Source organism: Reyranella sp., assembly GCF_965228225.1.
GTDB lineage: Bacteria > Pseudomonadota > Alphaproteobacteria > Reyranellales > Reyranellaceae > Reyranella.
The window spans coordinates 5,805,043-5,829,425 of the sequence record NZ_OZ245801.1 but is presented as its reverse complement, the minus strand read 5'-3'; the positions used below and the strand labels follow the sequence as shown (position 1 = coordinate 5,829,425).

General features: G+C 65.8%; 23 protein-coding genes. 7 read left to right on the top strand and 16 right to left on the bottom strand.

The genetic code is table 11. The annotated features are described in order from the left end of the window. Positions 1-39 precede the first annotated feature (39 nt). The 8 genes from ACO07K_RS28290 to ACO07K_RS28255 all read right to left on the bottom strand — a co-directional run bounded on the left by ACO07K_RS28290 (position 40) and on the right by ACO07K_RS28255 (position 8,037). Positions 40-474, bottom strand: a complete 435-nt coding sequence (locus ACO07K_RS28290) for a hypothetical protein (protein ID WP_422033746.1) — start codon at positions 472-474, stop codon at positions 40-42. Positions 475-494: 20 nt separating this feature from the next. Continuing rightward, a complete protein-coding gene (locus tag ACO07K_RS28285) occupies positions 495-2,111 on the bottom strand; it encodes a GMC family oxidoreductase (RefSeq protein ID WP_422033745.1) in 1,617 nt (538 codons plus the stop codon). A 31-nt stretch (positions 2,112-2,142) separates the two neighbouring features. Next, positions 2,143-3,117 carry an ABC transporter ATP-binding protein gene (locus ACO07K_RS28280; protein WP_422033744.1) on the bottom strand — a complete coding sequence of 325 codons (975 nt, stop codon included), beginning with the start codon at positions 3,115-3,117 and terminating at the stop codon, positions 2,143-2,145. After that, entirely contained in the window at positions 3,110-4,099 is a 990-nt protein-coding gene (locus tag ACO07K_RS28275; protein WP_422033743.1) for an ABC transporter ATP-binding protein, read from the bottom strand. The genes ACO07K_RS28280 and ACO07K_RS28275 overlap by 8 nt, the downstream gene beginning before the upstream one ends. Continuing rightward, positions 4,096-4,989, bottom strand: coding sequence for an ABC transporter permease (locus ACO07K_RS28270; RefSeq protein WP_422010073.1), 894 nt, complete (start codon positions 4,987-4,989; stop codon positions 4,096-4,098). The genes ACO07K_RS28275 and ACO07K_RS28270 overlap by 4 nt, the downstream gene beginning before the upstream one ends. 8 nt (positions 4,990-4,997) lie before the next feature. Then, a complete protein-coding gene (locus tag ACO07K_RS28265) occupies positions 4,998-5,945 on the bottom strand; it encodes an ABC transporter permease (protein WP_422033742.1) in 948 nt (315 codons plus the stop codon). Between the two features lie 28 nt (positions 5,946-5,973). Next, a complete protein-coding gene (locus tag ACO07K_RS28260) occupies positions 5,974-7,572 on the bottom strand; it encodes an ABC transporter substrate-binding protein (protein ID WP_422033741.1) in 1,599 nt (532 codons plus the stop codon). Between the two features lie 87 nt (positions 7,573-7,659). Beyond that, positions 7,660-8,037 (bottom strand): VOC family protein, encoded by a 378-nt coding sequence (locus ACO07K_RS28255; protein WP_422033740.1) that lies wholly within the window; start codon positions 8,035-8,037, stop codon positions 7,660-7,662. 45 nt (positions 8,038-8,082) lie between these two features. Between ACO07K_RS28255 and ACO07K_RS28250 the strand changes: the two genes are divergently transcribed. Next, positions 8,083-8,868 (top strand): HpcH/HpaI aldolase family protein, encoded by a 786-nt coding sequence (locus tag ACO07K_RS28250; RefSeq protein ID WP_422033739.1) that lies wholly within the window; start codon positions 8,083-8,085, stop codon positions 8,866-8,868. Positions 8,869-8,910: 42 nt separating this feature from the next. Here the strand turns inward: ACO07K_RS28250 and ACO07K_RS28245 are convergent, their stop codons facing one another. Then, on the bottom strand, positions 8,911-10,563 hold the full coding sequence (locus tag ACO07K_RS28245) for a thiamine pyrophosphate-binding protein (protein ID WP_422033738.1): 1,653 nt from the start codon (positions 10,561-10,563) through the stop codon (positions 8,911-8,913). A gap of 222 nt (positions 10,564-10,785) precedes the next feature. On the opposite strand from ACO07K_RS28245, the gene ACO07K_RS28240 reads away from it, so the two are divergent. Together ACO07K_RS28240 and ACO07K_RS28235 are read left to right on the top strand one after the other, a co-directional pair. Then, complete coding sequence (locus tag ACO07K_RS28240) at positions 10,786-12,255, top strand: FAD/NAD(P)-binding protein (RefSeq protein WP_422033737.1); 1,470 nt, start codon at positions 10,786-10,788, stop codon at positions 12,253-12,255. Between the two features lie 13 nt (positions 12,256-12,268). Continuing rightward, positions 12,269-13,861: a GMC family oxidoreductase gene (locus tag ACO07K_RS28235; protein WP_422033736.1), complete on the top strand. Its 1,593-nt coding sequence runs from the start codon at positions 12,269-12,271 to the stop codon at positions 13,859-13,861. Between the two features lie 45 nt (positions 13,862-13,906). Here the strand turns inward: ACO07K_RS28235 and ACO07K_RS28230 are convergent, their stop codons facing one another. Beyond that, positions 13,907-14,932, bottom strand: coding sequence for an amino acid ABC transporter substrate-binding protein (locus ACO07K_RS28230; RefSeq protein ID WP_422033735.1), 1,026 nt, complete (start codon positions 14,930-14,932; stop codon positions 13,907-13,909). 22 nt (positions 14,933-14,954) lie between these two features. After that, positions 14,955-15,932: a Bug family tripartite tricarboxylate transporter substrate binding protein gene (locus ACO07K_RS28225; protein ID WP_422033734.1), complete on the bottom strand. Its 978-nt coding sequence runs from the start codon at positions 15,930-15,932 to the stop codon at positions 14,955-14,957. A 53-nt stretch (positions 15,933-15,985) separates the two neighbouring features. On the opposite strand from ACO07K_RS28225, the gene ACO07K_RS28220 reads away from it, so the two are divergent. The 3 genes from ACO07K_RS28220 (at position 15,986) to ACO07K_RS28210 (ending at position 18,728) form a co-directional block, all read left to right on the top strand. Continuing rightward, on the top strand, positions 15,986-17,152 hold the full coding sequence (locus ACO07K_RS28220) for an acyl-CoA dehydrogenase family protein (protein WP_422033733.1): 1,167 nt from the start codon (positions 15,986-15,988) through the stop codon (positions 17,150-17,152). A gap of 220 nt (positions 17,153-17,372) precedes the next feature. Beyond that, positions 17,373-18,239 (top strand): hypothetical protein, encoded by an 867-nt coding sequence (locus ACO07K_RS28215; protein ID WP_422033732.1) that lies wholly within the window; start codon positions 17,373-17,375, stop codon positions 18,237-18,239. A 6-nt stretch (positions 18,240-18,245) separates the two neighbouring features. Continuing rightward, a complete protein-coding gene (locus ACO07K_RS28210; protein ID WP_422033731.1) occupies positions 18,246-18,728 on the top strand; it encodes a DUF3237 domain-containing protein in 483 nt (160 codons plus the stop codon). A 15-nt stretch (positions 18,729-18,743) separates the two neighbouring features. On the opposite strand, the gene ACO07K_RS28205 is transcribed toward ACO07K_RS28210, so the two are convergent. From ACO07K_RS28205 to ACO07K_RS28195, 3 genes are all read right to left on the bottom strand, one after another. Then, positions 18,744-20,591, bottom strand: a complete 1,848-nt coding sequence (locus ACO07K_RS28205; protein ID WP_422033730.1) for an ABC transporter ATP-binding protein/permease — start codon at positions 20,589-20,591, stop codon at positions 18,744-18,746. Then, the gene (locus ACO07K_RS28200) at positions 20,592-21,389 is read right to left on the bottom strand and encodes a class II aldolase/adducin family protein (protein WP_298308496.1); all 798 of its coding nucleotides are present in this window, start codon (positions 21,387-21,389) and stop codon (positions 20,592-20,594) included. A gap of 67 nt (positions 21,390-21,456) precedes the next feature. Continuing rightward, positions 21,457-22,197, bottom strand: a complete 741-nt coding sequence (locus ACO07K_RS28195; RefSeq protein ID WP_422033729.1) for a sulfite exporter TauE/SafE family protein — start codon at positions 22,195-22,197, stop codon at positions 21,457-21,459. A gap of 89 nt (positions 22,198-22,286) precedes the next feature. Here ACO07K_RS28195 and ACO07K_RS28190 point away from each other — a divergent pair, with 89 nt between their 5' ends. Further along, the gene (locus tag ACO07K_RS28190) at positions 22,287-23,228 is read left to right on the top strand and encodes a LysR substrate-binding domain-containing protein (RefSeq protein WP_422033728.1); all 942 of its coding nucleotides are present in this window, start codon (positions 22,287-22,289) and stop codon (positions 23,226-23,228) included. On the opposite strand, the gene ACO07K_RS28185 is transcribed toward ACO07K_RS28190, so the two are convergent. Continuing rightward, positions 23,182-23,817 (bottom strand): NrsF family protein, encoded by a 636-nt coding sequence (locus tag ACO07K_RS28185; RefSeq protein ID WP_422033727.1) that lies wholly within the window; start codon positions 23,815-23,817, stop codon positions 23,182-23,184. The genes ACO07K_RS28190 and ACO07K_RS28185 overlap by 47 nt on opposite strands. Beyond that, on the bottom strand, positions 23,814-24,362 hold the full coding sequence (locus ACO07K_RS28180; protein WP_422033726.1) for a sigma-70 family RNA polymerase sigma factor: 549 nt from the start codon (positions 24,360-24,362) through the stop codon (positions 23,814-23,816). Before ACO07K_RS28180 ends, ACO07K_RS28185 begins: the two co-directional genes overlap by 4 nt. Between the last annotated feature and the right edge of the window lie 21 nt (positions 24,363-24,383).

Genomic DNA, 24,383 nt, shown 5'->3' with positions numbered 1-24,383 from the left:
GCGGATCGCTCCGCCGGGCGTTTCGATGTCGGTTTGCCCTCAGTAATTGAGGCCGTAGTAGCCGGGATTGCCCCACTCGCCCCAATCCCAGTCGCTGTCGACGGCGTTGTCCATGCCGGTCGGGCTATAAGGGTCGTCGGCGAAGTTGGCGCGCATCGCCGTCGTCATCATCTGCTTCGACGCCTCCTTGATATAGGCGTTGTAGTTGTCCTGGCTGCCCATGTAGAGGCAGCCGCACATGGTCGGGTCGGCGTACACCCACACCGGCTTGCCATTGTAGGTCTTGCGGACGAGCTTGTGCGGCGGCAGCTTCTTGAACGAAGCCGCTTGGCCCGGCGTCTTCAGCGACACGACCTTGAAGCCGGAATCGGCCAGCATGTCGCGCTTCGACTCGGTCTTGGGATCGTAGCCGTGACAGGCCGCCAACAGCCCCCCGATCGCCAGGATGGCGAGAATGGACCTCACAGGCTTCATCACGTCCCCCACTGTTTCCCTCAGGCGGCGGCCCGAAGGCCCGCCTTTGCATCCTCTTTGATCATGTCCGCGCCCTTCTCGGCAACCATGATCGTGGGCGCATTGGTGTTCCCCGAGGGCACGGTCGGCATGATCGAGGCATCGATCACCCGCAGCCCGGCGATTCCGTGAACCCGCAGCCGGTCATCGACCACGGCCATCGGATCCGAGCCCATCTTGCAGGTGCCGATGACGTGATAGGTCGTCTGACCGTTGCCGCGGGCGAAGCTCAGCCACTCGTCATAGCTCTGAACCTTGTCGCCGGGATTGTTCTCGAAGGCGATGTACTTCGCCATCGACGGATGCGAGACGATCTTGCGGGCGATCTGCATGCCGGCGACCGTGGCGTCGCGGTCGATCTGAGCCGACAGGAAGTTCGGCCGGATGGCCGGTGCGCTGCCCGGGATTGCCGACTTGATGTGGATCGAGCCGCGCGAGTCGGGCCGGCACTGGCCGATGACCACCGTCATGCCGGGCTCGCGCTCGAGATCGCGCTTCTGCGCCGTATCGTAGCTGGCATGCGCCATGTGGAACTGCATGTCGGGGGACTCGAGGCCCGGCCGCGTGCGCACGAAGCCGTAGACGACGCCGGCGGTGAGCGCGAGCGCGCCGCGGCCCGTCGTGTAGTAGCGCACCACTTCCTTCATGAGGTTGATGCCGCGCGTGCGCTCGTTCAGCGTGATCGGCAGCTTCACGCGCCAGTTCATGCGTGGCGCGAAGTGGTCGCCATAGTTCTCGCCGACGCCTTTCAGCTCGTGCTTCACCTCGATGCCGTGGCTGCGCAGAAGCTCGGGCTGGCCGATGCCGGAATGCTCGAGCACGCCGGGCGACTGCACGGCGCCGCACGAGACGATGACCTCGCGGCCGCAGCGGGCCTCCTTCGCCTGGCCGTGCACGCTGTAGGAGACGCCGACGCAGCGCTTGCCCTCGAGGATCAGATTGTTGACCAGCGCGTCGGTCTCGATGGTGAGGTTGGGGCGCGAGCGGATGGGATCGAGGAAGGCGCGCGCCGTCGACTGGCGCTTGCCGTTCTTCATCGTCACCTGGAAGTAGCCGAAGCCCTCCTGGTTGCCGTTGTTGTAGTCGGCATTCTTCGGATAGCCGCTGGCTTCGGCCGCGTCGATGAAGGCATCGCACAGTTCGTGGGTGTCGCACATCTGCGCGACGTTCAGCGGACCGCCGCGGCCGCGGCTGTCGTCGCCGCCCGGCTCGTAATTCTCGGACTTCTTGAAGTAGGGCAGGACCTGCGAATAGGACCAGCCGCGGTTGCCGAACTGCGCCCAGGTATCGTAGTCGAGCGGCTGGCCGCGCACGTAGAGCATGCCGTTGATCGAACTCGATCCTCCCAGCGTGCGGCCGCGCGGACAGGGGATGCTGCGCCCGGCCATGCCCTCTTCCGGCTCCATCTGGAAGTTCCAGTTGAACTTGTCGTGGTTCAGCAGCCGCGTGAAGCCCGCGGGTATGTCGATCCACATCGACTTGTCGCGCGGCCCAGCTTCCAGCAGCAGGACCTTGACGTTGGCATCCTCGGTCAGGCGATTGGCCAGCACGCAGCCGGCGGACCCGCCGCCCACGATGATGTAATCCCAATTGGCCATGGCGTTTCTGTCTCCCTTTTCGGGAGACAGTCTAGCGCAGATGGCAGGAAACGTGATGCCCCGGTGCGATTTCGCGCAGCGGTGGCGACTCCACCTTGCAGCGATCCACGGCGTAGGGGCAGCGCGTGTGGAAATGGCAGCCCGATGGTGGTTTCACGGGGCTGGGCACATCGCCCTGGAGCACGATCTTCTTGCGCTTGATGGCCGGGTCGGGCACCGGGACGGCGGCCAGCAGGGCCTCCGTGTAGGGGTGCTGGGCGTTGGTGAAGATCGACCGCGTGTCGGCATATTCGACGATGCGGCCGAGATACATGACCGCGATCTGGTGGCTGATATGCTCCACCACCGCGAGGTTGTGCGAGATGAACAGGTAGGAGAGCCGGCGCTCCGCCTGCAGCTCCATCAGGAGGTTGATGACCTGCGCCTGGATCGAAACGTCGAGCGCCGAGACAGGCTCGTCCCCCACGATCAGCTTCGGCCCCAGCGCCAGCGCACGGGCAATGCCGATGCGCTGACGCTGACCGCCCGAGAACTGGTGCGGGTAATTCTTCATCTGGGCCGGGCGAAGGCCGACCCGCGCGAACAGCGCGGACACCTGCTCCTGGCGCTCCTTGGCATTGGCCACGCCGTGGACCAGCAGCGGCTCGCCCACGATGTCGCCCGCCGTCATGCGCGGGTTCAGGGACGAGAACGGATCCTGGAAGATGATCTGCATCTCCCGCCGGTAGGGGCGCAGCTCGGCCTTCGACAGGCCCATGATCTCCTTGCCCTCGACCTTGATCGAGCCCGAGGTCGGCTCGACCAGGCGCATGGCGGCGCGGCCGGCCGTGGTCTTGCCACAGCCCGACTCACCCACGAGCCCGAGGGTCTCTCCGGCGCGCACGGTGAAGGTGACACCGTCCACGGCATAGACCTGGCCGACCGTGCGGCGCAGCAGGCCCTTCTTCACCGGGAAGTGCTTCTTGAGGTCCTTGACCTCGATGACGGGGGGATTTGCGCTAACCATGTGTGTGCCAGCAGGCGGCCCAGTGACCGGGCTGCTTCTCCTCGTAAGCCGGACGTTCGGTGCGACACTTCTCGTCCGCCCTGCTGCAGCGGGGCGCGAAGGCGCACCCGGGTGGCAGGTCGAACAGCGGCGGCACGATGCCGGGAATTTCCTGAAGGCGCTCGTTGGTGCGATCGGTCTGCCCGCGCATCAGGTCGAGGCGCGGGATCGAATTCATCAGGCCGACCGTGTAGGGGTGGAGCGGCCTGGCGAACAGCTCGCCCACGGTCGCTTCCTCGACCTTGCGGCCGGCATACATGACGATGACCCGATGCGCGGTCTCGGCGACGACGCCGAGATCGTGGGTGATCAGGAGGACCGCCGCGCTGAACTCGCGCTGCAGCTCGACGATCAGCTCGAGGATCTGCGCCTGGATGGTGACGTCGAGCGCGGTCGTCGGCTCGTCGGCGATCAGCACTTTCGGATTGCAGGCCAGCGCCATGGCGATCATCGCGCGCTGGCGCATGCCGCCCGAGAGCTGGTGCGGGTACTCCTTCGCGCGCTGCGTAGGCTCGGGGATGCGGACCAGGTCCAGCATCTCGATCGCGCGCTTCATCGCCTGCTTGCGGTCCATGTCGCGGTGCAGGATGAGCGCCTCGGAGATCTGCTTGCCGATCGTCATCACCGGATTGAGCGACGTCATCGGCTCCTGGAAGATCATCGAGATCTCGTTGCCGCGCACGTCGCGCATCTCCTCCTCGGAGATCTTGAGCAGGTCGCGACCGGCGAGCTTGATCGAGCCCGACACGATGCGCCCCGGTGGATCGGGGATCAGCCGCATCAGCGAGAGCGCGGTCATGCTCTTGCCGCAGCCGGACTCACCGACGATGGCCAGGGTTTCACCGGCGGCGACCTCGAAGTCGACGCCGTCGACCGCCTTGACGATTCCCTGGCGCGTGTAGAACCACGTGCCGAGATCAGACACTTCCAGAAGAGAACTCATGTACGCTGTCTCGGGTCGAGGATGTCACGCAGGGCGTCGCCCAGCAGGTTGGTGCCGAACACCGTGAGGCTGATGGCGACACCGGGGAAGATCACGAGCCACGGCGCCGTGCGGACATATTCCGCCGCCGATTCCGAGAGCATGCGGCCCCATGACGGATAGGGCTCGGGAATGCCGAGGCCCAGGAAGGAAAGCGACGCCTCCGTCAGGATGGCCGAACCGAGCTGGGCCGTGCCGAGGACGATCAGCGGCGCCAGCGTGTTGGGCAGGACGTGCCGGAGGGCGATGCGCATCTCGCCCATGCCGATGGCCCGGGCGGCCTCGACGAAGGGCTGTTCGCGCAGCGACAGGGTGCTCGACCGCACCACGCGCGCCACGCTGGGGACCAGCGGGATCGCGATCGCGATGATCGTGTTCTCGAGCGACGGTCCGAGAGACGCCGCCATGACAAGGGCCATCACCAGCAGCGGCAGCGACTGCATGATGTCCATCACGCGCTGGGTCGCGAGATCGATCCAGCCGCCGACGAAGCCGGACAGCAAGCCGATCAGCACGCCCAGGATGCCGCCCAGCAGGGTCGCGCCGACGGCCACGGCGAGCGAGATGCGCGCGCCATAGACGATACGGCTGAACATGTCGCGGCCCATGAAGTCGGCGCCCAGCCAGTAGGTGCCGCCCGGTGCGGCCAGCGAGGCGCGCGAGTTGGTCGACAGCGGATCGTGCGGCGCGATGACGTTGGCGAACAGCGCCGTCACCACGAAGAGCAACACGAGGATCGCGCCCACCGCGCCGAGCGGATAGCGCCGGGCGAGGAAGCCGGCCTGGCTCCAGAACCCCGTTACATTGGCGCCGGCCTTGGCCAGCGCGGCATCATGGTCGATGACAGCCATGGGTGCTCTCAGTCCGCGTACTTGATGCGAGGGTCGAGCGCCATATAGGCCATGTCGACCAGGAAATTGACGACGACAACGCAGAAGGCGATCAACATGACCAGGTTCTGCACGATCGGGTAGTCGCGCCACAGGATGGCCTCGACGAGGAAGCGAGCCACGCCCGGGATATTGAACACCGTCTCGGTCACGATCAGGCCGCCGACGAGGAACGCCGCCTCGATGCCGATGATGGTGACGACCGGCAGCAGCGCATTGCGAAGTGCATGCTCGTAGTTGACCGTGGTCTGCGACGCGCCCTTGGAGCGCGCCGTCCGGATATAGTCCTGCCGGAGCACCTCGAGCATGGACGATCTCGTCAGACGCATGATCAACGCCGAACTTCGGAATCCGACGGCCGCCGCCGGAATACTGAGCAACAGCATCTCGTCGATGAAACCTCGTGGCTCGTTCGTATAGATCGGGATCATGCCGAACCATTGGACCGACGCCATGAGGATCAGCAGGCCGAGCCAGAAGGAGGGTAGCGACAGGCCGCTCAGGCTGATGATGCGCAGCAGATAGTCGATCGCCGAATTCTGCCGGACGGCGCTGATGACGCCAAGTGGCACGCCGAGGATGACCGAGAAGAAGAGCGCCAGCCCCGCCAGCTTGGCGCTGATCGGAATGCGCGGCGCGATCTCCTCGAGGGCGGGCCGCTCCGACACATAGGCGAAGCCCAGGTCGCCGCGCGCCAGACCGCCGATCCATTGCAGGTATTGATCGAAGATCGGCCGGTCGAGGCCAAGCTCGGCTGCGATCTTGGCCTTCTCCTTGGGATCGGCGATGCCCGCCGAATCCACAAGGATGTCTGCGATATTGCCGGGCACCAGGCGCAGCATGACGAAGATGAGCACCGACATTCCGAAGAGAGTCAGAACCATCAATAGTACGCGGCGGGTAAGATACGCTCCCATCCTCGTCGTGCCTCCGTACGCTTAAGCGTTACTTGTCGAGCCAGACGTCTTCGAGACGCCAGCCGTTGTAGATGCTGTTGTGCTGAAGGACGAGGTTCTTCACGGCCGGCGCCCAGCAGGTGTTCGCGACGCCATGCGAAATCGGCGGACGCGCCGCGTCCTTGAGGAGCGCCTGCTCGATCTTGGTCACCATGGCCTTGCGCTTGTTCACGTCAGTCTCGCCGGACTGCTCGTCGATCATCTTGTCGATCTCGGGATTCTTGTACGCCGTATAGTTGCGATCCGACGTGCTGTAGAAGTTCTCGTAGAACACGCCGTCCGGATCGTCGAGCCCGGCGCCCGTCAGGTTGAGACCGACCTGATAGTTCTTCTGCTGGATCTTGTTGTACCAGATCGTCGTGTCGATCGGCTCCAGCTCGGCATCGATGTAGATCTGCTTGAGCTGGTCGATCAGGATGACGGCCGGATCGCGATAGATCGCGATGTTGCGGGTCGCCACCTTGATCTTGAGCGGCTTGTCGGGGCCGTAGCCCAGTTCCTTCATGATCCCGCGCGCGATCTCGCGGTTCTTGTCGGCGTCAGGTCCGAAGCCGGGAAGCTTCTGCAGTTCGTCCTGCGTCATGCCCCAGACGCCGGCCGGCGGCGGCAGCATGGTCGCGCCCTGCAGGTCGTTTCCCTGGGTGAGGATGTCGCTGAACGGCTTGCGGTCGATCGAGTAGACAAGTGCCTCGCGCAGCTTCGGATTGTCGAATGGCGGCGCGTCGCGGTTGACCAGCAGGTTGGTATGCACGTTGGTCGGCCGCGCCTCGCAGATCGCGTCCGCCTTCTGCCCCTTCACGTCCTTCAGCAGCGGGAAGGTGATGTCGGAATCGAAGGTGAGATCGTATTCGCCGGCGACGAAGCCCAGGACGCGGGTGCTGCGGTTCGGCACGATCTTGAACTCGATGGCGTCGAGATAGGGTCGTCCCTTCTTCCAGTAGTCGGGATTGCGGACCAGCTTGATGGCCTCGTTGCGCTTGAACTCAGCAACCTTGAACGGGCCGGTGCCGATCGGCTTGGAGCGCATCGCCCGCGAATCGACATGGCACGGATAGACCGGCGAATAGCCCGCCGCCAGCATCGACAGGAACGAGGGCTGCTGGCGCTCCAGCGTGAAGGTCACCTCGTTGTCGCCGCTGGTCGAGACATCCTTCAGGTTCTTGTACCAGACCTTGCGCGGATTCTTGCGGATCATCTCCTGCTTGTCGTCAGCACCGCGCAGGGCGTCCCACGTGCACTTCACGTCCTTGGACGAGAAGGGCTTGCCGTCGTGCCACTTCACGCCGCTGCGCAGCTTGAAGGTGAGCTTCGTCTTGTCGTCGTTCCACGCCCAGCTCTCCGCCAGTTCGGGCACGATCTTGTCGGGGCTGTTGATCTTCTCCTTCGGGTCGAACATCACCAGATTGTTGAAGACGGACATGAACGGCATGTTCGTCGAGATCGTCGCTTCCTCGTGAATCGAGGCGCTCGGCGGATTGTCACGATGGGACACGCGGAGCGTCCCGCCCTGCTTCTGTGCGAAGGCAGGAGCCGATAAGACGACGGCGGCCGCGAGGCCGCCGGCAAAGATTGCCAGGCGATTGCGCATTTTCTTCCTCCCAGAGGCACGCTCGTTGGCGTGTTCGTTCTTCCCCGTTACCCGGCAGGCTATCACATCATGTGAGATGGCCAAGCCTTAAAGCGTCGGACCTTTGAGTTCTATCTGGTTCCCTTCCGGATCATGGAAATAGACCGAAGGTCCGTTGCCTTCCGCACCGTAGCGCTCGACGGTTTCGCCGACCGATATCCCGAACGGCGCGAGCCGCATGACGATGGCGTCACGATCGAAAGGCTCAATACGAAAGCACAAATGATCCATGTTTCGCGCCGTCACGTGCGCGTCGTTGGCGACGAGGTCGAGCATCGAGACGCCTGCTCGCATCTGCACAAGTTTGAGCGTGTCGATACGCCGCTCCTCGCGGAACCCCAGTGCCTGTTCGTAGAAGCGCACCATGCCGGCCAGGTCGCGCACGCGCAGCACGACATGATCGATCCGTTCGACTTTGAAGGTCATGGCGAATAGCTTCCTCCGGGCAAGTTCGAAGCAATGGAGAAGAGAATGGCGTTCGCAGTCAATGCCGCCAAGGCACGCCTGAAGAAGAACGAGTTGTCGATCGGCATCGGCATCCGGCTGGTCCGCAACGTCGACATCGTGAAGGTGATGAAAGCCGCGGGTTTCGACTGGCTGTTCATCGACCTCGAACACGGATCGATGTCGATCGAGACGGCCTGCGAGATCGCCATCGCCGCCCAGGATTCCGGCATCGCCCCGATCGTGCGCGTACCGTATGGCGAACTCACGATGGCGACGCGCGTGCTCGACGGGGGCGCACTGGGGATCGTCGTCCCACATGTCGATACGGCGGAGGAAGCGCAGGAGATCGCCGACAAGCTGCGCTACCCGCCACGCGGCCATCGCTCGGTGGGCGGCGGCCAGGCGCAGTTCGACTACGAGCCGATGCCGCTCGGTGAGATGACGACGAAGTCGGACGAGAACACGTTGATCGTGGTGATGATCGAGACGCCCAAAGCGGTCGAGAATGCCGAGGCGATCGCGGCGGTGCCCGGCATCGACTGCCTGCTCGTTGGGTCGAGCGATCTGTCGATGGAAATGGGCATCCCCGGCGACACCGGCAATCCCAAGGTCCAGGCCGCGGTCGACAAGGTCATCGCCGCCTGCCGCAAGCATGGCAAGTGGCCGGGCATGGGCGGTGCCTATACCGAGGAACTGCTCAAGCTCTACACCGACAAGGGCATGAAGTTCCTGCTGTCCGGCAACGACCTGCCGATGCTGACCGGCGCCGCCCGGGCGCACCAGGCGAAGGTGCGCGCGTTTCAGAAATGAACTGCTGGAGGCACGCCACTGGAGTGGCGCGCCTCCAGCTTCTTAACGCTTGCCCTCGATCTCGATCTCGACGAGGTGGGGCTTGCCGGACTGGAAGGCAGCCTCGACGGCGGCCTTGATGTCGTCGGCCTTGGCGACGTAGGTGCCGGCGACGCCCATGCCCTTGGCAAGGTCGACGAAGCCCATGGTGGGGCCGGTCAGGTCCATGTGCATGTAGGGCTTGTTCGACTTCACGTCGAAACGCTGGCGATAGGCATCGATATTGTGCTTGAGCACGCGATACTCGCGGTTCGCCAGGATGACGAACACGATCGGCAGGTCGTGATGCGCCGCCGTCCACAGCGCCTGGATCGAGTACATCGACGAGCCGTCGCCCGACACGCAGAGGATCGGCCGCTTGGTCTGGGCGACCGCCACGCCGATGGCGCCCGCGAGGCCCTGCCCGATGCCGCCGCCGCGGCCACTGTAGTAATCGCCCGGTCTCTTGAAGGTGAAGGTCTTGAAGAGGTCGAGGTTGGCCGTGATCGTCTCGTCGACCACCACGACGTCCTGGGGCGAGCCGGCGCGAATTTCCGCCATGGCACGCGCCATCGAGGTCGGCGTGCGCGCCCAGGCTTTTTCGACGCGGGCCTTCTGCGCGGCATCGTCGTCCACCTTGCGCGCCTTCATCGCCTCGTTGCGCTTCGAGGCGGCCGCGGCATCGACGCCCGTCAGCGCCGCATCGAGCGCCTCAAGTGCCGCACCGGCATCCGCCACCACGCCGGCATCGAGCGCGAAATTATAGGCGAGCCGTGACGCTCCCGCCTCGATCTGCAGCAGCTTGGTGCCGGCGGCGAAGGGGGAGCCCGGCGCGTACCAGACTTCCTCGAAGAACGGCCCACCCACCATCAGAACGAGATCATTGTCGGCCAGCTGCTTGGCCACGCCCGGCGCATCGAAGGCCAGCGTGCCGCGATAGGCCGGATGATCGGTCGGGAACGAGTTCTGGCCGCGCAGGCCCTCGAACCAAACCGAGGCACCGAGCTTCTCGACGAGCTTGACCAGGGTCTTGTCCGCACCGGCGCGGGCAACCTCGTCACCTGCGACGATGGCCGGGTTCTTCGATGTCGCCAGCAGCTTCGCCATGGCGGCAATGCCCGTCGGATCGGGACGGGTGGCCGTATAGGAATGGCCGGGTTTGCCGGGCGGAATGGCGGTCTCCTGCTCCATCACGTCGATCGGCAGTGCGACGAAGACCGGACCGGCCGGCGCCTCGTTGGCGATCTTGAAGGCGCGCTGGAGGATCGGACCCAGCTCGTCGGCGCGCTCGACCTGAACGCTCCACTTGGTCACGGGCGCGGCGATGGACGCGAGGTCGTGGCCCAGCACGGGATCGCGCAGGCGCATGCGCGTGTCCTGCTGGCCGGCCGTCACGACCATCGGCGAATTGTTCTTCAGCGCGCTGTAGATCGCGCCAATGGCGTTGCCCAGGCCCGGCGCCACATGAAGGTTCACGAAGGCGGTCTTGCCGCTGGCCTGGGCGTAGAAGTTGGCCGCCCCCGTGGCGACGCCCTCGTGGAGATGGACGATGTATTCGAGCTGCGGATAGTCGGGCAGGGAATCGAGCAGCGGGCTTTCGGTCGTGCCGGGGTTGCCGAAGATCCGGTCGACCCCGTGATTGATCAGCGTCTCCAACAGAACCTGACGTCCGCGCATTCAATACTCTCCCTTTGACTTTCCCTGTTCCGGCCGCGCCCTTCGGCCAGTCCGGATCGGCGACTTCCCGCATAGTACCGGGGCTGAAGCGCCTGTTGCATCCGAAGATGGCCCCTCGCGGCGGTCCAGTTCCTCCCCGTGATACGACAGGCCGCAGAGCGCTCGGTTCATTGTTTCGGGCGGCCCTGCTAAGGAAAATATGTGGAGGGTCGGAAGCACGGCATGGATGGAATTGTCGAGCGGCATTCGCCGGGCCTGGACGAGCTGGAGAAAGTCGCGCGCCACGACCTGGCGCGGCTCAACTATCCGCCGGCCAACTGGGTGCCGCAGAAGAACGGCCCTGACGGAAAGACTGTCCTCGACGTCCTGATCGTCGGCGCCGGCATGTGTGGCCAGACCGTCGGCTGGGGCCTGCTGCGCGAGGGCATCCGCAACATCCGCGTGATCGAGCGGAACATGCACGGCCATGAAGGCCCGTGGAACACCACGGCGCGCATGCCGACCCTGCGCTCACCCAAGCACCTCACCGGCCCCGATCTCGGCGTACCGTCGCTCACCTTCCGTGCCTGGTACGAGGCCCAGCACGGCGCCGAGGGCTGGGAAAAGCTCTACAAGATCCCGCGCCTCGATTGGCTCTCCTACCTCCTGTGGGTGCGAAAGGTCGTCGACCTGAAGGTCGAGAACGGCGTGTCGCTTCTCAAGGTCGAGGCCGCCGGCGACTTCCTGCAGGCGCGCCTGTCGACCGGCGAGACGATTTTCGTGCGCAAGATCGTGCTGGCCAACGGCCGTGATGGATCGGGCGGATTTCGTTGGCCGTCCTTCCCGTCGTTCTCCCCCGACGATCCCGCCCGCGCCGGCCGCGTCTATCACACGCTGGAAGAGATCGACTTCGCAGCACTCAAGGGCAAGCGCCTCGGCATCCTGGGCGTGCTGGCGACGGCGATCGACAATGCCTGTACGGCGCTGGAAGCCGGTGCGCGCGAGGCGATCTGCTACGCCCGGCGGCCGCACCTGCCGCAGGTCAACAAGTCGAAGGGCGTGTCCTTTCCCGGCTTCCAGCGCGGCCAGGGCATGCTGGACGACGACTGGCGCTGGAAGATCTACACCTACATGCTGGCGGCCGGCTCGCCGCCGCCGCACGAATCGGTGCTGCGGGCACAGAAGCTGCCGGGCTTCGCCTTCCGCTTCGCCGAACCGTGGCTGGACATGAAGGTGGATGAGGACGGCGTCACCGTGACGACGGCCAGGACCACCGAGCGCTTCGATGCGGTGCTGATCGGCACCGGCTTCGACATCGATCTGGCGCGGCGGCCGGAACTGCAGTCGTTCGGAGCCAACGTGACCCTGTGGGGCGACCGCCGGGCGGAAGCGGAGGCCAGCGCCAACGCCGAGGCGGCGCGCTATCCCTATCTCGGTCCGGGCTTCGAGCTGATCGAGAAGGTGCCGGGCCGCACGCCGCATATGGGCGACATCCACCTCTTCAACTGGGGCAGCATCCTGAGCCACGGTGCGCTCGCGGGCGACATACCCGGTCTCTTCGTCGGCGCGACGCGCCTCGTCCAGGCGATCTCGCACGCGCTGTTCCGCGAGGACGCCGAACGGCACGTTCAGAACATGTTCGCGCAGGAAGACCCGGAACTCGCACCGACCGACTATTTCGTGCCGCGCGACAAGCGATCCGGCACGCTCTGAAGGGGGAAGAATCATGCAGGCGGATTATGTCGTCGTCGGCGCGGGGTCGGCCGGCTGCACGGTCGCAGCGCGCCTCAGCGAGACCGGCGCCTCGGTGATCCTGCTCGAAGCCGGTCCCAGCGACTGGCATCCGATGATCCACATACCCGCCGGCATCCGCTCGCTGATCCGCAATCCGCTGGTGAACTGGAACTATACGACCGAGCCGGAGAAGGGCTCCGGGGATCGTCGCATTGAGTGGCCGCGCGGCCGCACCCTGGGCGGATCGAGCTCGATCAACGGCATGCTCTATGTGCGCGGGGCGCCCGCCGACTTCGACAACTGGGCGCAGATGGGCTGTCGCGGCTGGAGCTACGACGACGTGCTGCCCTACTTCATGAAGTCCGAGCAGTACGTGCAGGGCGGCGACAAGGAGGTGCGCGGCCAGGACGGCCCCCTCAAGGTCGAGGATTACCGCACCATCCTGCCCCTCACCCATCGCTTCGTCGAAGGTGCGCAGCAGGCGGGCTTCCCGTTCAATCCCGACCTCAACGGCAAGACACGCGACGGTGTCGGCTACTCGCAGATGACGCGTCGCGGCCGCTGGCGCGGCTCCACGGCCCAGACCTATCTCCGTGAAGCGCGCAGCCGCCCCAACCTGCGGGTCGAGACGAATGCCCAGGGCGGCAAGCTGATGTTCGAAGGCAAGCGCTGCGTCGGCGTCACCTTCCAGCGTGGCGGCACGCTTACCGAAGTGCGGGCCAACCGCGAGGTCATCGTCTCCGGTGGCGCCGTCAATTCACCGCACATCCTGCAGATCTCCGGCATCGGGCCGGCGGCGCACCTGCAGTCGCTTGGCGTCCCGGTCGTGCACGACCTGCCCGGCGTCGGGGCGAATCTGATCGACCACTATGTCGTGCGTGTCGTGCATCGCGTTAGGGGGGCCGAGACGGTCAACGAGGTCTCGCGCTTCCCGCGCGTGCTGCCGGAGGTCCTGCGCTTCGCCTTCACCGGCCGCGGCGCCCTCACCTTCGGCGTGACCACGGCACAGGTCTTCTGCGACAGCCGCGAGGGGCTGGCCTCGCCCGACCTGCAGCTCCTGTTCACGCCCGGCAGCTCGCATCCCCTGAAGTTCGGCCAGCTCGATGAGCAGCCCGGCATGAGCTGCGTCGTCTGCGTCGTGAAGCCCGACAGCCGCGGCACCATCATGGCGGCCTCGGCCGATCCTTTCGCGCGACCGCACATCAAGCCGAACTATCTCACCACGCACACCGACGAGCTGGCGCTGCTGGGCGGCTTTCGGCACACGCGCCGCATCTTCGCGGCGCCCGCCCTCACCCAGCACAGCGAGGGCGAGATTCAGCCCGGCCCCGATGTGAAGACCGATGCCGACCTGCTGGCCTACGCCCGGCGTGCCGGCAACACGCTCTATCACCCCGTCGGCACCTGCAAGATGGGCGAGGATCCGCGCGCGGTCGTCGACTCACGCCTGCGGGTGAATGGCATTCAGGGCCTCCGGGTCATCGACGCCTCGGTGATGCCAACCCTCACGACGGGCAACACCAACGCGCCGACCATCATGATCGGCGAGAAGGGCGCGGCGATGATCCGCGAGGATGCCCGCTAGGGCCTGGTGAACAATTGACGGTCGAGACGACGGGAGTACGCAACCTCAACGAATAGGCGGCGCGTATTGCAGGCCGCCCTGGGTCCATAGCGCGTTCTGGCCGCGCGGGATCTTCAGGAGCGAGCCCGCGCCGACATTGCGCTCGAAGCTCTCGCCGTAGTTCCCGACCTGCTTGACGATGTTGTAGACCCACTTCTCGTCGACGCCGAGCGCCTTGCCCATGCCGGGCGTGACGCCGAGGATGCGCTTGATCGCCGGATTATCGCTCTTCAGCATCTCGTCGACGTTCTTGGAGGTGATGCCGTATTCCTCGGCCTCGACCATCGCAAACTGCGCCCAGCGGACGATATCCTCGAACTGGTTGTCGCCGTGACGCACGACCGGTCCCAGGGGCTCCTTCGAGATCACTTCCGGCAGCACGATGTAATCATCGGGATTCGGTGCGTTGGCGACCCGCGTCGCATAGAGACGGGCCTGGTCGCCCGAATAAGCGTCGCACCGGCCGCTGAAGAAGGCGCTGCGGCTCTGGTCGGGGTCCTCGAAGAGGACCGGTTTGAAGCTCATCTTGTTGGTTCGGAAGTAATCGGCGATGTTGAGCTCGGACGTGCTGCCGGTCAGGACGCAGATCGAGGCGCCGTTCAGTTCCTTGGCGCTTTTGACGCCGAGCTTCTTCGGCACCATGAAGCCCTGGCCGTCGTAGTAGGTGACGCCCACGAAATCGAGGCCGAGCGCGGTGTCGCGCGTCAGGGTCCAGGTCGAGTTGTTCGACAGGAGGTCGACCTCGCCCGCCTGTAAGGCCGTGAAGCGCTGCTGGCCCGACAGCGGCACGTACTTCACCTTCTCGGACTCGCCGAAGAGGGCGGCGGAAACGGCGCGGCAGATGTCGACGTTCATGCCCGTCCACTTGCCCTGGTTGTCGACCGTCATGAAGCCGGCAATGCCGCCCACGGCCACGCCGCACACGAGCTGGCCGCGTGCCCTTACGGCATCGAGGTCCTTGCCGGCCATGGCATTGCCCGACGGGAGGACCATGGCGGCACCGAGTGCCATTGAAAGAAGCATCCTTCGCATCGACCCTCTCCTCGTCGCTGGATCATTCGACCTTGGCGCCCACCGTCTTCACGACCTCGGCCCACTTGGCGCGATCGCGCGTCACCGTCGCCTGGAACTGCTCGATCGTCTCGTAACGCGGTGTGTTACCGAGCTCGACCAGCTTCTTCTGGACGTCGGGGTCGGCCAGCGCCGCCTTGATCGCCAGGTTCATCTTCTGCGCAATCGCCGGATCGAGGCCCTTCGGTCCGAAGACGCCGAACCAGGTGTAGCTCTCGAAGCCCGGCAGGCCCGCCTCGTCGATCGTCGGCACGTCGGGAATGGCCGCCACGCGCTGCCTGGTCGAGACGCCCAGCAGCTTCATCTTGCCCGCCGCCGCCTGCGGCATCGCGATCTGCACCTGGGCGAAGATGCAGCAGGTGTCGCCGTTGAGCACCGATTGGATGGCGTCGGGCGAGCCCTTGTACGGCACATGCACCATGTCGAGCCCGGCCTTGGCAACGAATTCGGCGAAGGCGAGATGGGTGCCGGCGCCGTTGCCGGTCGAGGCGTAGTTGTACTTGCCGGGGGCGGCCTTCACCTTGGCGATGAAGTCCTTCACGTCCTTGGCGTCGATCGCCTTGGGATTGATCGCCAGGACGTTCGACACGTCTACCAGGGTCGAGATCGGCGTGAAGTCTTTTTCGACCTCGAACGGAAGCTTGCTGTAGAGGGCGGCGTTGATGCCATGCGTGCCGGCCGTCCCCAGCAGGAAGGTGTAGCCGTCAGGCCTGGCCTTGGCGACGAATTCGGAGGCCACGTTGCCGCCGGCCCCTGCCTTGTAATCGATCACGATGCGCTGGCCGAGGGCCTTGTCGAGCAGCGGCTGCAGGATCCGCGCGACCACGTCGGTGCCGGAACCCGGAGGGAAGCCCATCACGATGGTTATCGGCCGGGTCGGCCAATCCTGTGCCGCCGCCGGGAAAGCGGCCGATGCCGCATAGAGAAAAAGCGCCGTGGCGCCGAGCAGGATTCTGCGCACTGTGATCTCCTCGAAGTTCGCTACGATGCCGATGCAAGAAACGGGGAAATGACATGGGTTACATGACCGACGAGCGCCGCATGATCCAGGAGACGGCGCGCGCCTTCGTCATGAAGGAAGTACTGCCGGTGGCCAACAGGCTCGACCCGGAGAAGGGCGACATCCCGCCGGAGCTGATCCAGAAACTCGCCGACATGGGATATTTCGGCATCGTCATCCCCGAGCAATATGGCGGGCTGGGCCTCGGCGTCTTCGAATACTGCCTGATCACCGAGGAGCTGGCGCGCGGCTGGATGAGCGTGGCCTCGATCATCGCCCGCGGCAATGGCCTCAGCGCCGGTCGCGGCATGACCGACGCCCAGCGGGCGGTCTTCCTGCCCCGCGCCGCCCGCGGCGAATTTCTGGGTGCCGCCGCCATGTCCGAGCCCAATGTCGGCTCGGACCTGGGCAGCATCGCCTGCCGCGCCCGCAGGGATGGGGACGATTGGGTGATCACCGGCAACAAGTACTGGTGCACCTTCGCCGATGGCGCCGACTACATCATGCTGGTCGCGCGCACCTCCGACGCGCCCGATCCCAAGCGCAAGCATGTCGGCCTCTCCTCCTTCCTGATCGAGAAGCCGCGCGGCACGCTGCCGCCGGGCGTGAAGGGCGCCCCCATTCCCAAGATCGGCTATTTCGGCTGGAAGACGTGGGAACTGGCCTTCGACGAGTGCCGCCTGCCGGGCTCGGCCCTGATCGGCGAGGAAGGCCGCGCCTTCTATTACATTTCGGCCGGGCTCGAACGCGCCCGCGCCCATACAGCGGCTCGCGCCATCGGCCTCGCCCGCGGCGCGCTCGAGGACGCCACTGCCTATGCGCAGGAGCGCCGCCAGTTCGGCCAGGCGATTGGCGATTTCCAGAACACACGCTTCCGCCTTGCCCGCATGGCGACCGAGATCGAGGCGGCGCGCCAGCTCATGTACTTCGTGTGCGACGAAATCGACCAAAAGCGCCGCTGCGACAAGGAGGCGGCCATGGTGAAATTCTTCGCCTCCGAAATGGCCGAGAGGGTGACGTCCGAGGCGCTGCAGGTGTTCGGCGGTGCGGGCTACACGACCCTGCACGCGGTCGAACGCTACTGGCGCGATGCCCGTCTCACCAAGATCTTCGAGGGCACATCGGAGATCCAGCAGCGCATCATCTCCGATCACCTGCTCGGCAAACCCAACGCGGCCTGAGCGGACGCCGAGAAATTGCGAGGCCGCGCGCCGTACAACTAGATGGCGCGCGGCAGACTCTCTAGAGTGGAATGACTTTCAAGAGCGTTTCCGCGGAGAGTCTTGCATGCTGGGGGGCATTTTCTCGCTTCGACACTTGATGTGCATCGGAGCGTGTTTGCTGAGTGCGGCCTGTGCCAGTACGCAGCTGAACCACAATACGGCAGACCTCGCCTCCTCGTTGAATTCCCTGACGAAGAGGCAGATCTTCTTCAACCTTTCGCAGGCGATCGACGACCCCGAATTCGTTCCTTCGCAGGTGACGATCTCGATCGGCGTGGCCCAGACGGCCAATTCGGTCTCGCCGTCGATCAGCGTGCCCCTCGGCCCTTCCCTGGCGACGGCCACCCGGCTCACGAGCGGAGGAGCCCGCCCGACCGTCCAGACCACCAGCACCTTGGGCGCTGCCAGTCCAGCACTCGGCGTTCAGATGACGGATGCCTGGAACCAGAGTTGGACGATGGTGCCGGCCAACTCATCCAATCAGCTGGGTCGTCTGCGCACGCTCTACCAGTATGCCACGGGGACGCTGCCGCACGCTGATCCCAACACCGATCTCAGCCAGGAGGAGGCGGAGAAGCAGTTCCTCTGCGAGTATCCCCTGCAGGCCCAGGCGGTCTCTCCGCAGTCGGGAAACGTGATCTTCAAACTGCATGGCTGCAGGGACAACCATGCCGGCCCCTTGCGCCCCCGCGTCATTCATGCGGACCCGACTTTCACCCAGGGGCCCAACTGCATCGTATGCATCGATGATCTCAACGCCTCCAGCCTTCGTCCCTACGTCAATCCGAACCTCAAGTATCATTTCATTCGCGCGCCGGACGCGAAGACCGGAGATCTGGTCAGGATCGGCTCCTATGGGTCGAAGGACTTCTACGTTTGCGGCGTCGCCGGGGGAAAGTGCCCCGGCGTGACCGGGCAGACCCCTTACGACGGACGCAAGGCCTTCAGCGATTTCATCCTGTTCGTCTATGAAGCCATGAGCGTTCCTGCCGCCACGGGCAGCGGCCGTTCGACCGGCGGCTCGTTCGTCTATTCGGTCCGGTGAAGAGTGATGGTCGACGTCGACAGTTTCATTGCGGCACCACCGGCGCTGCACTTCGCCTTCGCCATCAAGGCCAAGGTGGGTCCAGTGCAGGATCTTGGCCAGACCGCCCGCGGTCATCGGCGGATCATCGACATCCTGGGCGGCGAGGTGCAGGGCCCGCGTCTCGAAGGTGAGATTCTGCCGGGCGGTGCCGACTGGCAGATCGTGCGGCCCGACGGCACGATCGAAGTGGTGGCGCGCTACACGATCCGCAGCCGTTCCGGCGCCCTGGTCTACGTGCAGAACGAAGGGCTTCGGGTGGCGGGCCCGGAGATTCTCGCACGCATGGCCCAGGGAGAGTTGCCGCCGCCCGGCAGCTATCACTTTCGGACGGCCCCGCGTTTCGAGACGGCCGAGCCGTCTCTGAAGTGGCTCGAGCGAGCGACCTTCGTCGGAGTGGCCACGCGTGCGCCCGACCGCATTGCGATCGGCTTCCACGAGGTTCTTTGACTCAAGACCCCGAGGTCAGCGGCCCAGCAGATTGGCTCGCAGGGTGGCCCAGAAACCCGGGTCGCGCGGCGCGGCGCGGCTGGCCGCCGCCATCTTGCGATAAAGGTCGCCCAGCGACCGCTGGCTGGGATCGGCGCGGAGCCTAGTGCCGTCGGCGCCGGCCTCAAGCGTCAGCTCCCGCGTGTGAAAGACTTCAAGGCCGGGTCGATGGCCGATACTGACGACCGATGTTTCCGGCAGCTCCTCGATCAGAAGCTTCATGACGTTTTCCTGCCCGGCCTCGTCGAGCGCCGACGTGGCCTCGTCCATGAAGATCCAGTCGGGCCTATGGACCAGCACGCGGGCAAAGGCCACGCGCTGCTGCTCGCCGCCCGACAGGATGTGGTCCCACCGCTCGGTCTCGTCGAGACGATCGCGGAGATGGTCGAGGCCCACCTCGTGCAGCATGTCCTTCAGCACGTCGTCGCTGATGCCGCCCTCCGGTTCGGCCGGATAGAGCATCGCGTCGCGCAGGGTGCCCAACGGAAAATAGGGCTTCTGCGGCATGAAGGTGATCGCGCCGGTGGGCAGGTGGATGGCGCCGCGCCCCCACGGCCAGACTCCGGCAACGGCCCGCATGATCGTGCTCTTGCCGCTGCCCGACTTGCCACGGATCAGGACCCTTTCGGCCCGCTGGATCTCGACCTCCGCTTCCGCGACCAGCATTTGCCCGTTGGGGCGGGCCACGCCCAGCTCACGCATGATCAGCCGGTCGGAGTCGCCCGCGGGGTGGACGACGATCCGCGCGTCGTCGGGCGCCTCGCTGCTTTCCTCGAGATCGGTCAGAGCCACGTGGAGATGCACCACGCGATCGGTCGAGGCCCGCCACTCCGCGAACTTCGGGAAATTGTCGATCAGCCACGACAGCGCCCACTGCACACTGGAGAAAGCCTGCGCCGTCTGCATGAGACCGCCCAGCGCGATCTCTCCGCCGAGATAGCGCGGCAGGGCGACGATCAACGGCACGATGGGCGCCAGATAGGCGAGCGAGCTGGTGAGCAGGGAGAGGTTTCCCTGGCCGCGCGTCTGCACATTCCAGGCCGACCGCAGGTCGTAGAGCGAGCCGCGCAGCCGTTCGCGCTCGTCGTCCTCGCCGCGCATCAGGGCAATGCCCTCGCCATGCTCGCGCGCCCGCGTCAGGCCGGAGCGGAAATCAGCCTCGCGACTCTGGCGAATGTTGCCGGCATGGATGAGGCCGCGCCCCAGGAAATAGGTGAGCAGCGAACCGATCAGGGCGTAGGCAACGGCCGCCCACACCATGTAGCCCGGCAGGTCGAACTCCAGGCCGAACAGGCTGATCGGCATGGTACCCGACAAGACCCACAGCACGCTGAGGAAGGTGACCAGCTGCAGCACGCACTGCAGGATGCTCTGCGCGAATTCCACCGCGAGTTCGGTCGAGACGCGGATGTCCTCGGCGATGCGGCCGTCGGGATTGTCGACTTCATCGGCCAGCATGCCAAGTTGGTACTGCCGGCCGGCGTTCAGCCAGCGCAGCACCGTGACGTGCGACAGCCAGGAGCGCCAGTTGATCTGCAGCCGCCGCTTGACGTGGAGCTGGATCGCCACCGCCACGCCCGCCGAGCCGACGATGGCGGCCAGCACCCATAGAAGCCGCATGAGCTCGACGACATCACGCTTGTCGAGCGCATTGAAGAAGTCGCGGTTCCAGATGTTGAGCCACAACGCGATGCCGACATTGGCAACGCCGAGCAGCACGAGGCCGCCGGTGAGCGTCCAGGCGACGGCACGATATCCCGGCGCCGTCCAGTATCCACTGGCAACGGCGGCAAAGGCGCGGACGGAACTGTGCGGTGTGTCCAATCAGTCGCGGAAGCCCGGATCGATCCGGTCGAGCTTCCGCAGGAGCGCCGGCCAGTCCAGCAGGCCGAACGGCCGCCGGGTCTTCGGCTGGTAGTTCACGTAGGTCGCCTCGACCACCTCGGCCGGGACGTCGATCAGCTTGGTGTTGCACGACATGGCCGCGAGCTGCGTCTTGCAGCTCAGCTCCAGCCGGTGCATGGCGTTGAACGCCTCGGGGATCGTCGCGCCGGTCGTCAGGAGACCGTGGTTGCGCAGGATCATCGCATTGTTGTCGCCCAGGCTCTTCACCAGCGCCTCGCGCGCCGCGAGGTCGAGGACCACGCCGTCGAAATCGTGATAGCTGATCTTGGCGAAGCGCATCGAGGTCTGCGTGTTGGGCAGCAGGCCGCACTCCATGGTCGAGACCGCCATGCCCGGCCAGGTATGGGTGTGGATCACGCAACCGACTTCGGGCTTGGCCATGTGGATCGCGCTATGGATCACGAAGCCGGCACGGTTGACGCCGTATTCCAGGCCGCCGTCGAATTCCGGCTTCGCGAGAATGTTGCCCTCGTGATCGATCTTCAGGAGGCTCGACGCCGTGATCTCCTCGTAGAGCAGGCCATAGGCGTTGATGAGGAAAGCGTCGTGCTCGCCCGGGACCCGCACCGAGATGTGGTTCGCGATCAGGTCGGACATGCCGTACAGGTCGATCAGGCGATAGCAGGCGGCCAGATCGACGCGTGCCTGCCACTCCTCGGGCGAGACGTTGGACCGGAGGTTGGCAACCTTTGAAGTCTTGAGGGCGTGCACGGCCATGGAAACGCTCCAGGAATTTAACGGTTCCGGAAGCTAGACCCGGGCTTTGCGATCGTCCATCGGCGGCTCAGAGGAGCCCGCGCGCTGCGAGATAAGCGCCGAGCGCCAGAAGCCCGGCGAAGAACCACAAGCGGAAGCTCTGGGGTGACAGGCGGGCACGCACCGCCTGCCCCAACCGCATGCCTACGAGTGCCACCACGACACCCGCCACCGACGGCCAGGCCAGCCCCGGGCCGATGCCGTTGTTACCCGCCAGGGTCACCGCGAGGGCGACGGTCGATACGGTGAAGGACAGGCCCAGCGCCTGTACCATTTCATCCTTAGTGAGGCCGATGGCCTGAAGGTAGGGCACGGCCGGAATCACGAAGACGCCCGTCGCCGCCGTGATCGCGCCCGTGCTCGCCCCGGCGACCGGACCCATCCACCCTTCAGCGGAGGTCGGGACGGTGAGCTTCAACGCGGCCAGCCCGGACACGGCATAGGCCATCAGCGCAAGTCCCAGCGCCAGCGCGCCATACGGCCCGCCCAAGCCCGACAGGAAAGCAGCGCCCACCCACGTCCCGAGGCAGACTCCCAGATTCAAAGGCCAGAGCCGTCGCAGGAGAGACCTGAGATGTGGCCCGTCCAGCATCTGCCAGACATTGGTGACCAGCGACGGCAGGATCAGCAGCGCCGCCGCCTCGACCGGAGACAGGACGACCGCCAGCAGGCCCATCGAGATGGTGGGAAGCCCCAGTCCGATGACCCCCTTGGTAAAGCCGGCCATGACGAAGACAGCGAGGACGAAGGCGAGGGTGGAAAGTTCCATGACGCAGCCTTGGCTGCCGACCTCTTGCTTCGCAATGCGGAGAATCCGGCGTATGCCTTCGGAATCTACGAAGGCAGAGTGACCTTTCCATGCGCTTCGATCTCATCGACCTGCGGCTCTTCCTGTACGTGACGCAAACCGGCAGCATTACGCGTGGCGCCGAGCGGGCGCACCTGGCGCTCGCTTCCGCCAGCGCGCGCATCCGCGGCATGGAGGATGTGCTCGGCGTTCCCCTGCTGAAGCGCGGCCGGCGGGGCATTGCACCCACCGACGCGGGCCGCAGTTTGCTCGACCACGCCCGCATCGTGCTGCAGCAGATCGAGGCGATGCGCGGCGACCTCGGTGCTTATTCGCGCGGCCTGAAGGGCAGCATCCGCATCCTCGCCAACACCTCGGCGCTCTCGGAGCATCTGCCGTCGCTGCTGGCGACCTTCCTGGCGGCCAATCCGACGGTCGACATCGATCTCGAGGATCGCGAGAGTCCGGCGATCGGCGCCGCCATCGCCGCGGGCGATGCGGAGCTCGGCATCGGATCGCAGGCTGCTTTCCTTCCGGGACTGGAGAGCCATCCCTTCCGCGCCGATCGTCTCGTGCTGGCGGTGCCGGCCGGGCACCGTCTGGCGGGCAAGCGACAGACCAGCTTTGCCGATCTGCTCGATCTCGATTTCGTGGGCCTGCCGCGCGGCACCGCGCTCGAAGAGCATCTGGCCATGCAAGCCGCCCGCCTCGGCCGCGCTCTGCGGCTGCGCGTGCGGGTCAACAGCCTCGACACCGTCTGCGTCATGGTGGCGGCGGGCGTTGGCGTCGGAATCGTGCCGGAGGCGACCGCCCTGCGCCACCGTCGTGCCCTGCCGCTCGCGACGCTGCGCCTCACGGAGCCCTGGTCGATCCGCGAGCTCGCTTTGTTCGTTCGCGATTCACGGCGTCTTCCCAAGCCGGCGCGGCAGTTGTTCGAGGCCCTGCGCGGAGCGAGCGAACCGTCCGCTACCAGCGCAACAGGCGGTGCCCGACGACGGCGCCCAGCAGAATGACCGGGATTGCTGCCAAGGAATACCAGGTGAGGACGAACAACGGCGAATCGTCGAAGCAGTGAAACGCATAGATCACCGCGGCGGCCGCCGCCGCCAGTGCGCCGCAGGCTGCACCGGCACGTGCGGGAGAGGCCGGCGCCGCGCGGCGCAAGGTGAGCAGCAGCCCCACCAGCGGCGCGAGCGCAAAGAGCGGGATGGCCGTCAGGCAGACGAGCGCGTTGCTGCCGACCAGCCGCGCCTCCCAGGTCCCGGCAGGAAGCACAGCGAGTTCGGTTGCCAGCGCGGCGGCTGCGATGAGGAGAACCGGCAGCACGGCCCAGCGCCATCGCACGGTGATCAGCGGCCGCGCCATGGCAAGGCAGGCAGCCGAGGCTGCCACCAGGGCCGACATCACCAGGACGAGCTTGGCGTCGAACCGCCAGGTCGCGAAGGCAGCCGCCAGATCCACGCGCGGCCCGAACTCCAGCGCAAAGATCACGAGCGAAACCGCCGCGCCCGCCAGCACGGCCCGGCTCACGGAACGCCCAAGCGGCCTCGTCGAACCGGCCCGGTCGGCGACCAGGGATGCCACGAACTGCTCGGTCTTCATGTCCTGTCCTTGCGATAGGCCTCGGCCAGCGCGCGAAGGGCGCGATGCAGCGTGACCCGGACGGCGCCTTCGCTCATGCCCATCCTCGTCCCGACATCTCGCGCACTCTGCCCCTCGATGGAGATGCCTTCCACGATCCGGCGCTGGCGCTCGGGCAGGCTGGCCAGCATCTGCCGCGTATCGAGGGCGCTTCCCTCCTCCGCAGACGCAGGCGCGGCGAGCGTGTCGGAATGATCGTCGATGTCGACGTGATCGGTGAAGCCGCGACGCCGTAGATGATCGACCAGCTTGTGGCGCGCGATCGCCCGCACCCAGGGCTGCAGCGGCTGAGTCTCGTCCCAGGTGTCGCGCTTAAGATGCATGGCCAGCAAAGTCTCCTGGACGATGTCCTCGCAATCCGCATTCGGCCGACCGGCCGCCGCCAGGCCGCGCGACGCCACGGCGCGCAGCCAGGAAGCGACGCGCAGCAGCAGACGGCGATACGCCTCGTCATCCCCCTTCCGGGCCGCGCGCATGAGCGCGGAGAGATCTTCCGGATCGGACAACGGGCTCACTCTCTTCACGTG

Excerpts from the sequence above, each read along its gene's own strand:
- ACO07K_RS28210 (WP_422033731.1), top strand. The coding sequence starts at position 18,246 with ATGGTCGACGTCGACAGTTTCATTGCGGCACCACCGGCGCTGCACTTC.
- ACO07K_RS28265 (WP_422033742.1), bottom strand. The coding sequence starts at position 5,945 with ATGGGAGCGTATCTTACCCGCCGCGTACTATTGATGGTTCTGACTCTC.
- ACO07K_RS28185 (WP_422033727.1), bottom strand. The coding sequence starts at position 23,817 with ATGAAGACCGAGCAGTTCGTGGCATCCCTGGTCGCCGACCGGGCCGGT.
- ACO07K_RS28235 (WP_422033736.1), top strand. The coding sequence starts at position 12,269 with ATGCAGGCGGATTATGTCGTCGTCGGCGCGGGGTCGGCCGGCTGCACG.
- ACO07K_RS28190 (WP_422033728.1), top strand. The coding sequence starts at position 22,287 with ATGCGCTTCGATCTCATCGACCTGCGGCTCTTCCTGTACGTGACGCAA.
- ACO07K_RS28255 (WP_422033740.1), bottom strand. The coding sequence starts at position 8,037 with ATGACCTTCAAAGTCGAACGGATCGATCATGTCGTGCTGCGCGTGCGC.
- ACO07K_RS28245 (WP_422033738.1), bottom strand. The coding sequence starts at position 10,563 with ATGCGCGGACGTCAGGTTCTGTTGGAGACGCTGATCAATCACGGGGTC.
- ACO07K_RS28290 (WP_422033746.1), bottom strand. The coding sequence starts at position 474 with ATGAAGCCTGTGAGGTCCATTCTCGCCATCCTGGCGATCGGGGGGCTG.
- ACO07K_RS28270 (WP_422010073.1), bottom strand. The coding sequence starts at position 4,989 with ATGGCTGTCATCGACCATGATGCCGCGCTGGCCAAGGCCGGCGCCAAT.
- ACO07K_RS28240 (WP_422033737.1), top strand. The coding sequence starts at position 10,786 with ATGGATGGAATTGTCGAGCGGCATTCGCCGGGCCTGGACGAGCTGGAG.
- ACO07K_RS28250 (WP_422033739.1), top strand. The coding sequence starts at position 8,083 with ATGGCGTTCGCAGTCAATGCCGCCAAGGCACGCCTGAAGAAGAACGAG.
- ACO07K_RS28220 (WP_422033733.1), top strand. The coding sequence starts at position 15,986 with ATGGGTTACATGACCGACGAGCGCCGCATGATCCAGGAGACGGCGCGC.
- ACO07K_RS28230 (WP_422033735.1), bottom strand. The coding sequence starts at position 14,932 with ATGCGAAGGATGCTTCTTTCAATGGCACTCGGTGCCGCCATGGTCCTC.
- ACO07K_RS28280 (WP_422033744.1), bottom strand. The coding sequence starts at position 3,117 with ATGGTTAGCGCAAATCCCCCCGTCATCGAGGTCAAGGACCTCAAGAAG.
- ACO07K_RS28275 (WP_422033743.1), bottom strand. The coding sequence starts at position 4,099 with ATGAGTTCTCTTCTGGAAGTGTCTGATCTCGGCACGTGGTTCTACACG.
- ACO07K_RS28195 (WP_422033729.1), bottom strand. The coding sequence starts at position 22,197 with ATGGAACTTTCCACCCTCGCCTTCGTCCTCGCTGTCTTCGTCATGGCC.
- ACO07K_RS28260 (WP_422033741.1), bottom strand. The coding sequence starts at position 7,572 with ATGCGCAATCGCCTGGCAATCTTTGCCGGCGGCCTCGCGGCCGCCGTC.
- ACO07K_RS28285 (WP_422033745.1), bottom strand. The coding sequence starts at position 2,111 with ATGGCCAATTGGGATTACATCATCGTGGGCGGCGGGTCCGCCGGCTGC.
- ACO07K_RS28200 (WP_298308496.1), bottom strand. The coding sequence starts at position 21,389 with ATGGCCGTGCACGCCCTCAAGACTTCAAAGGTTGCCAACCTCCGGTCC.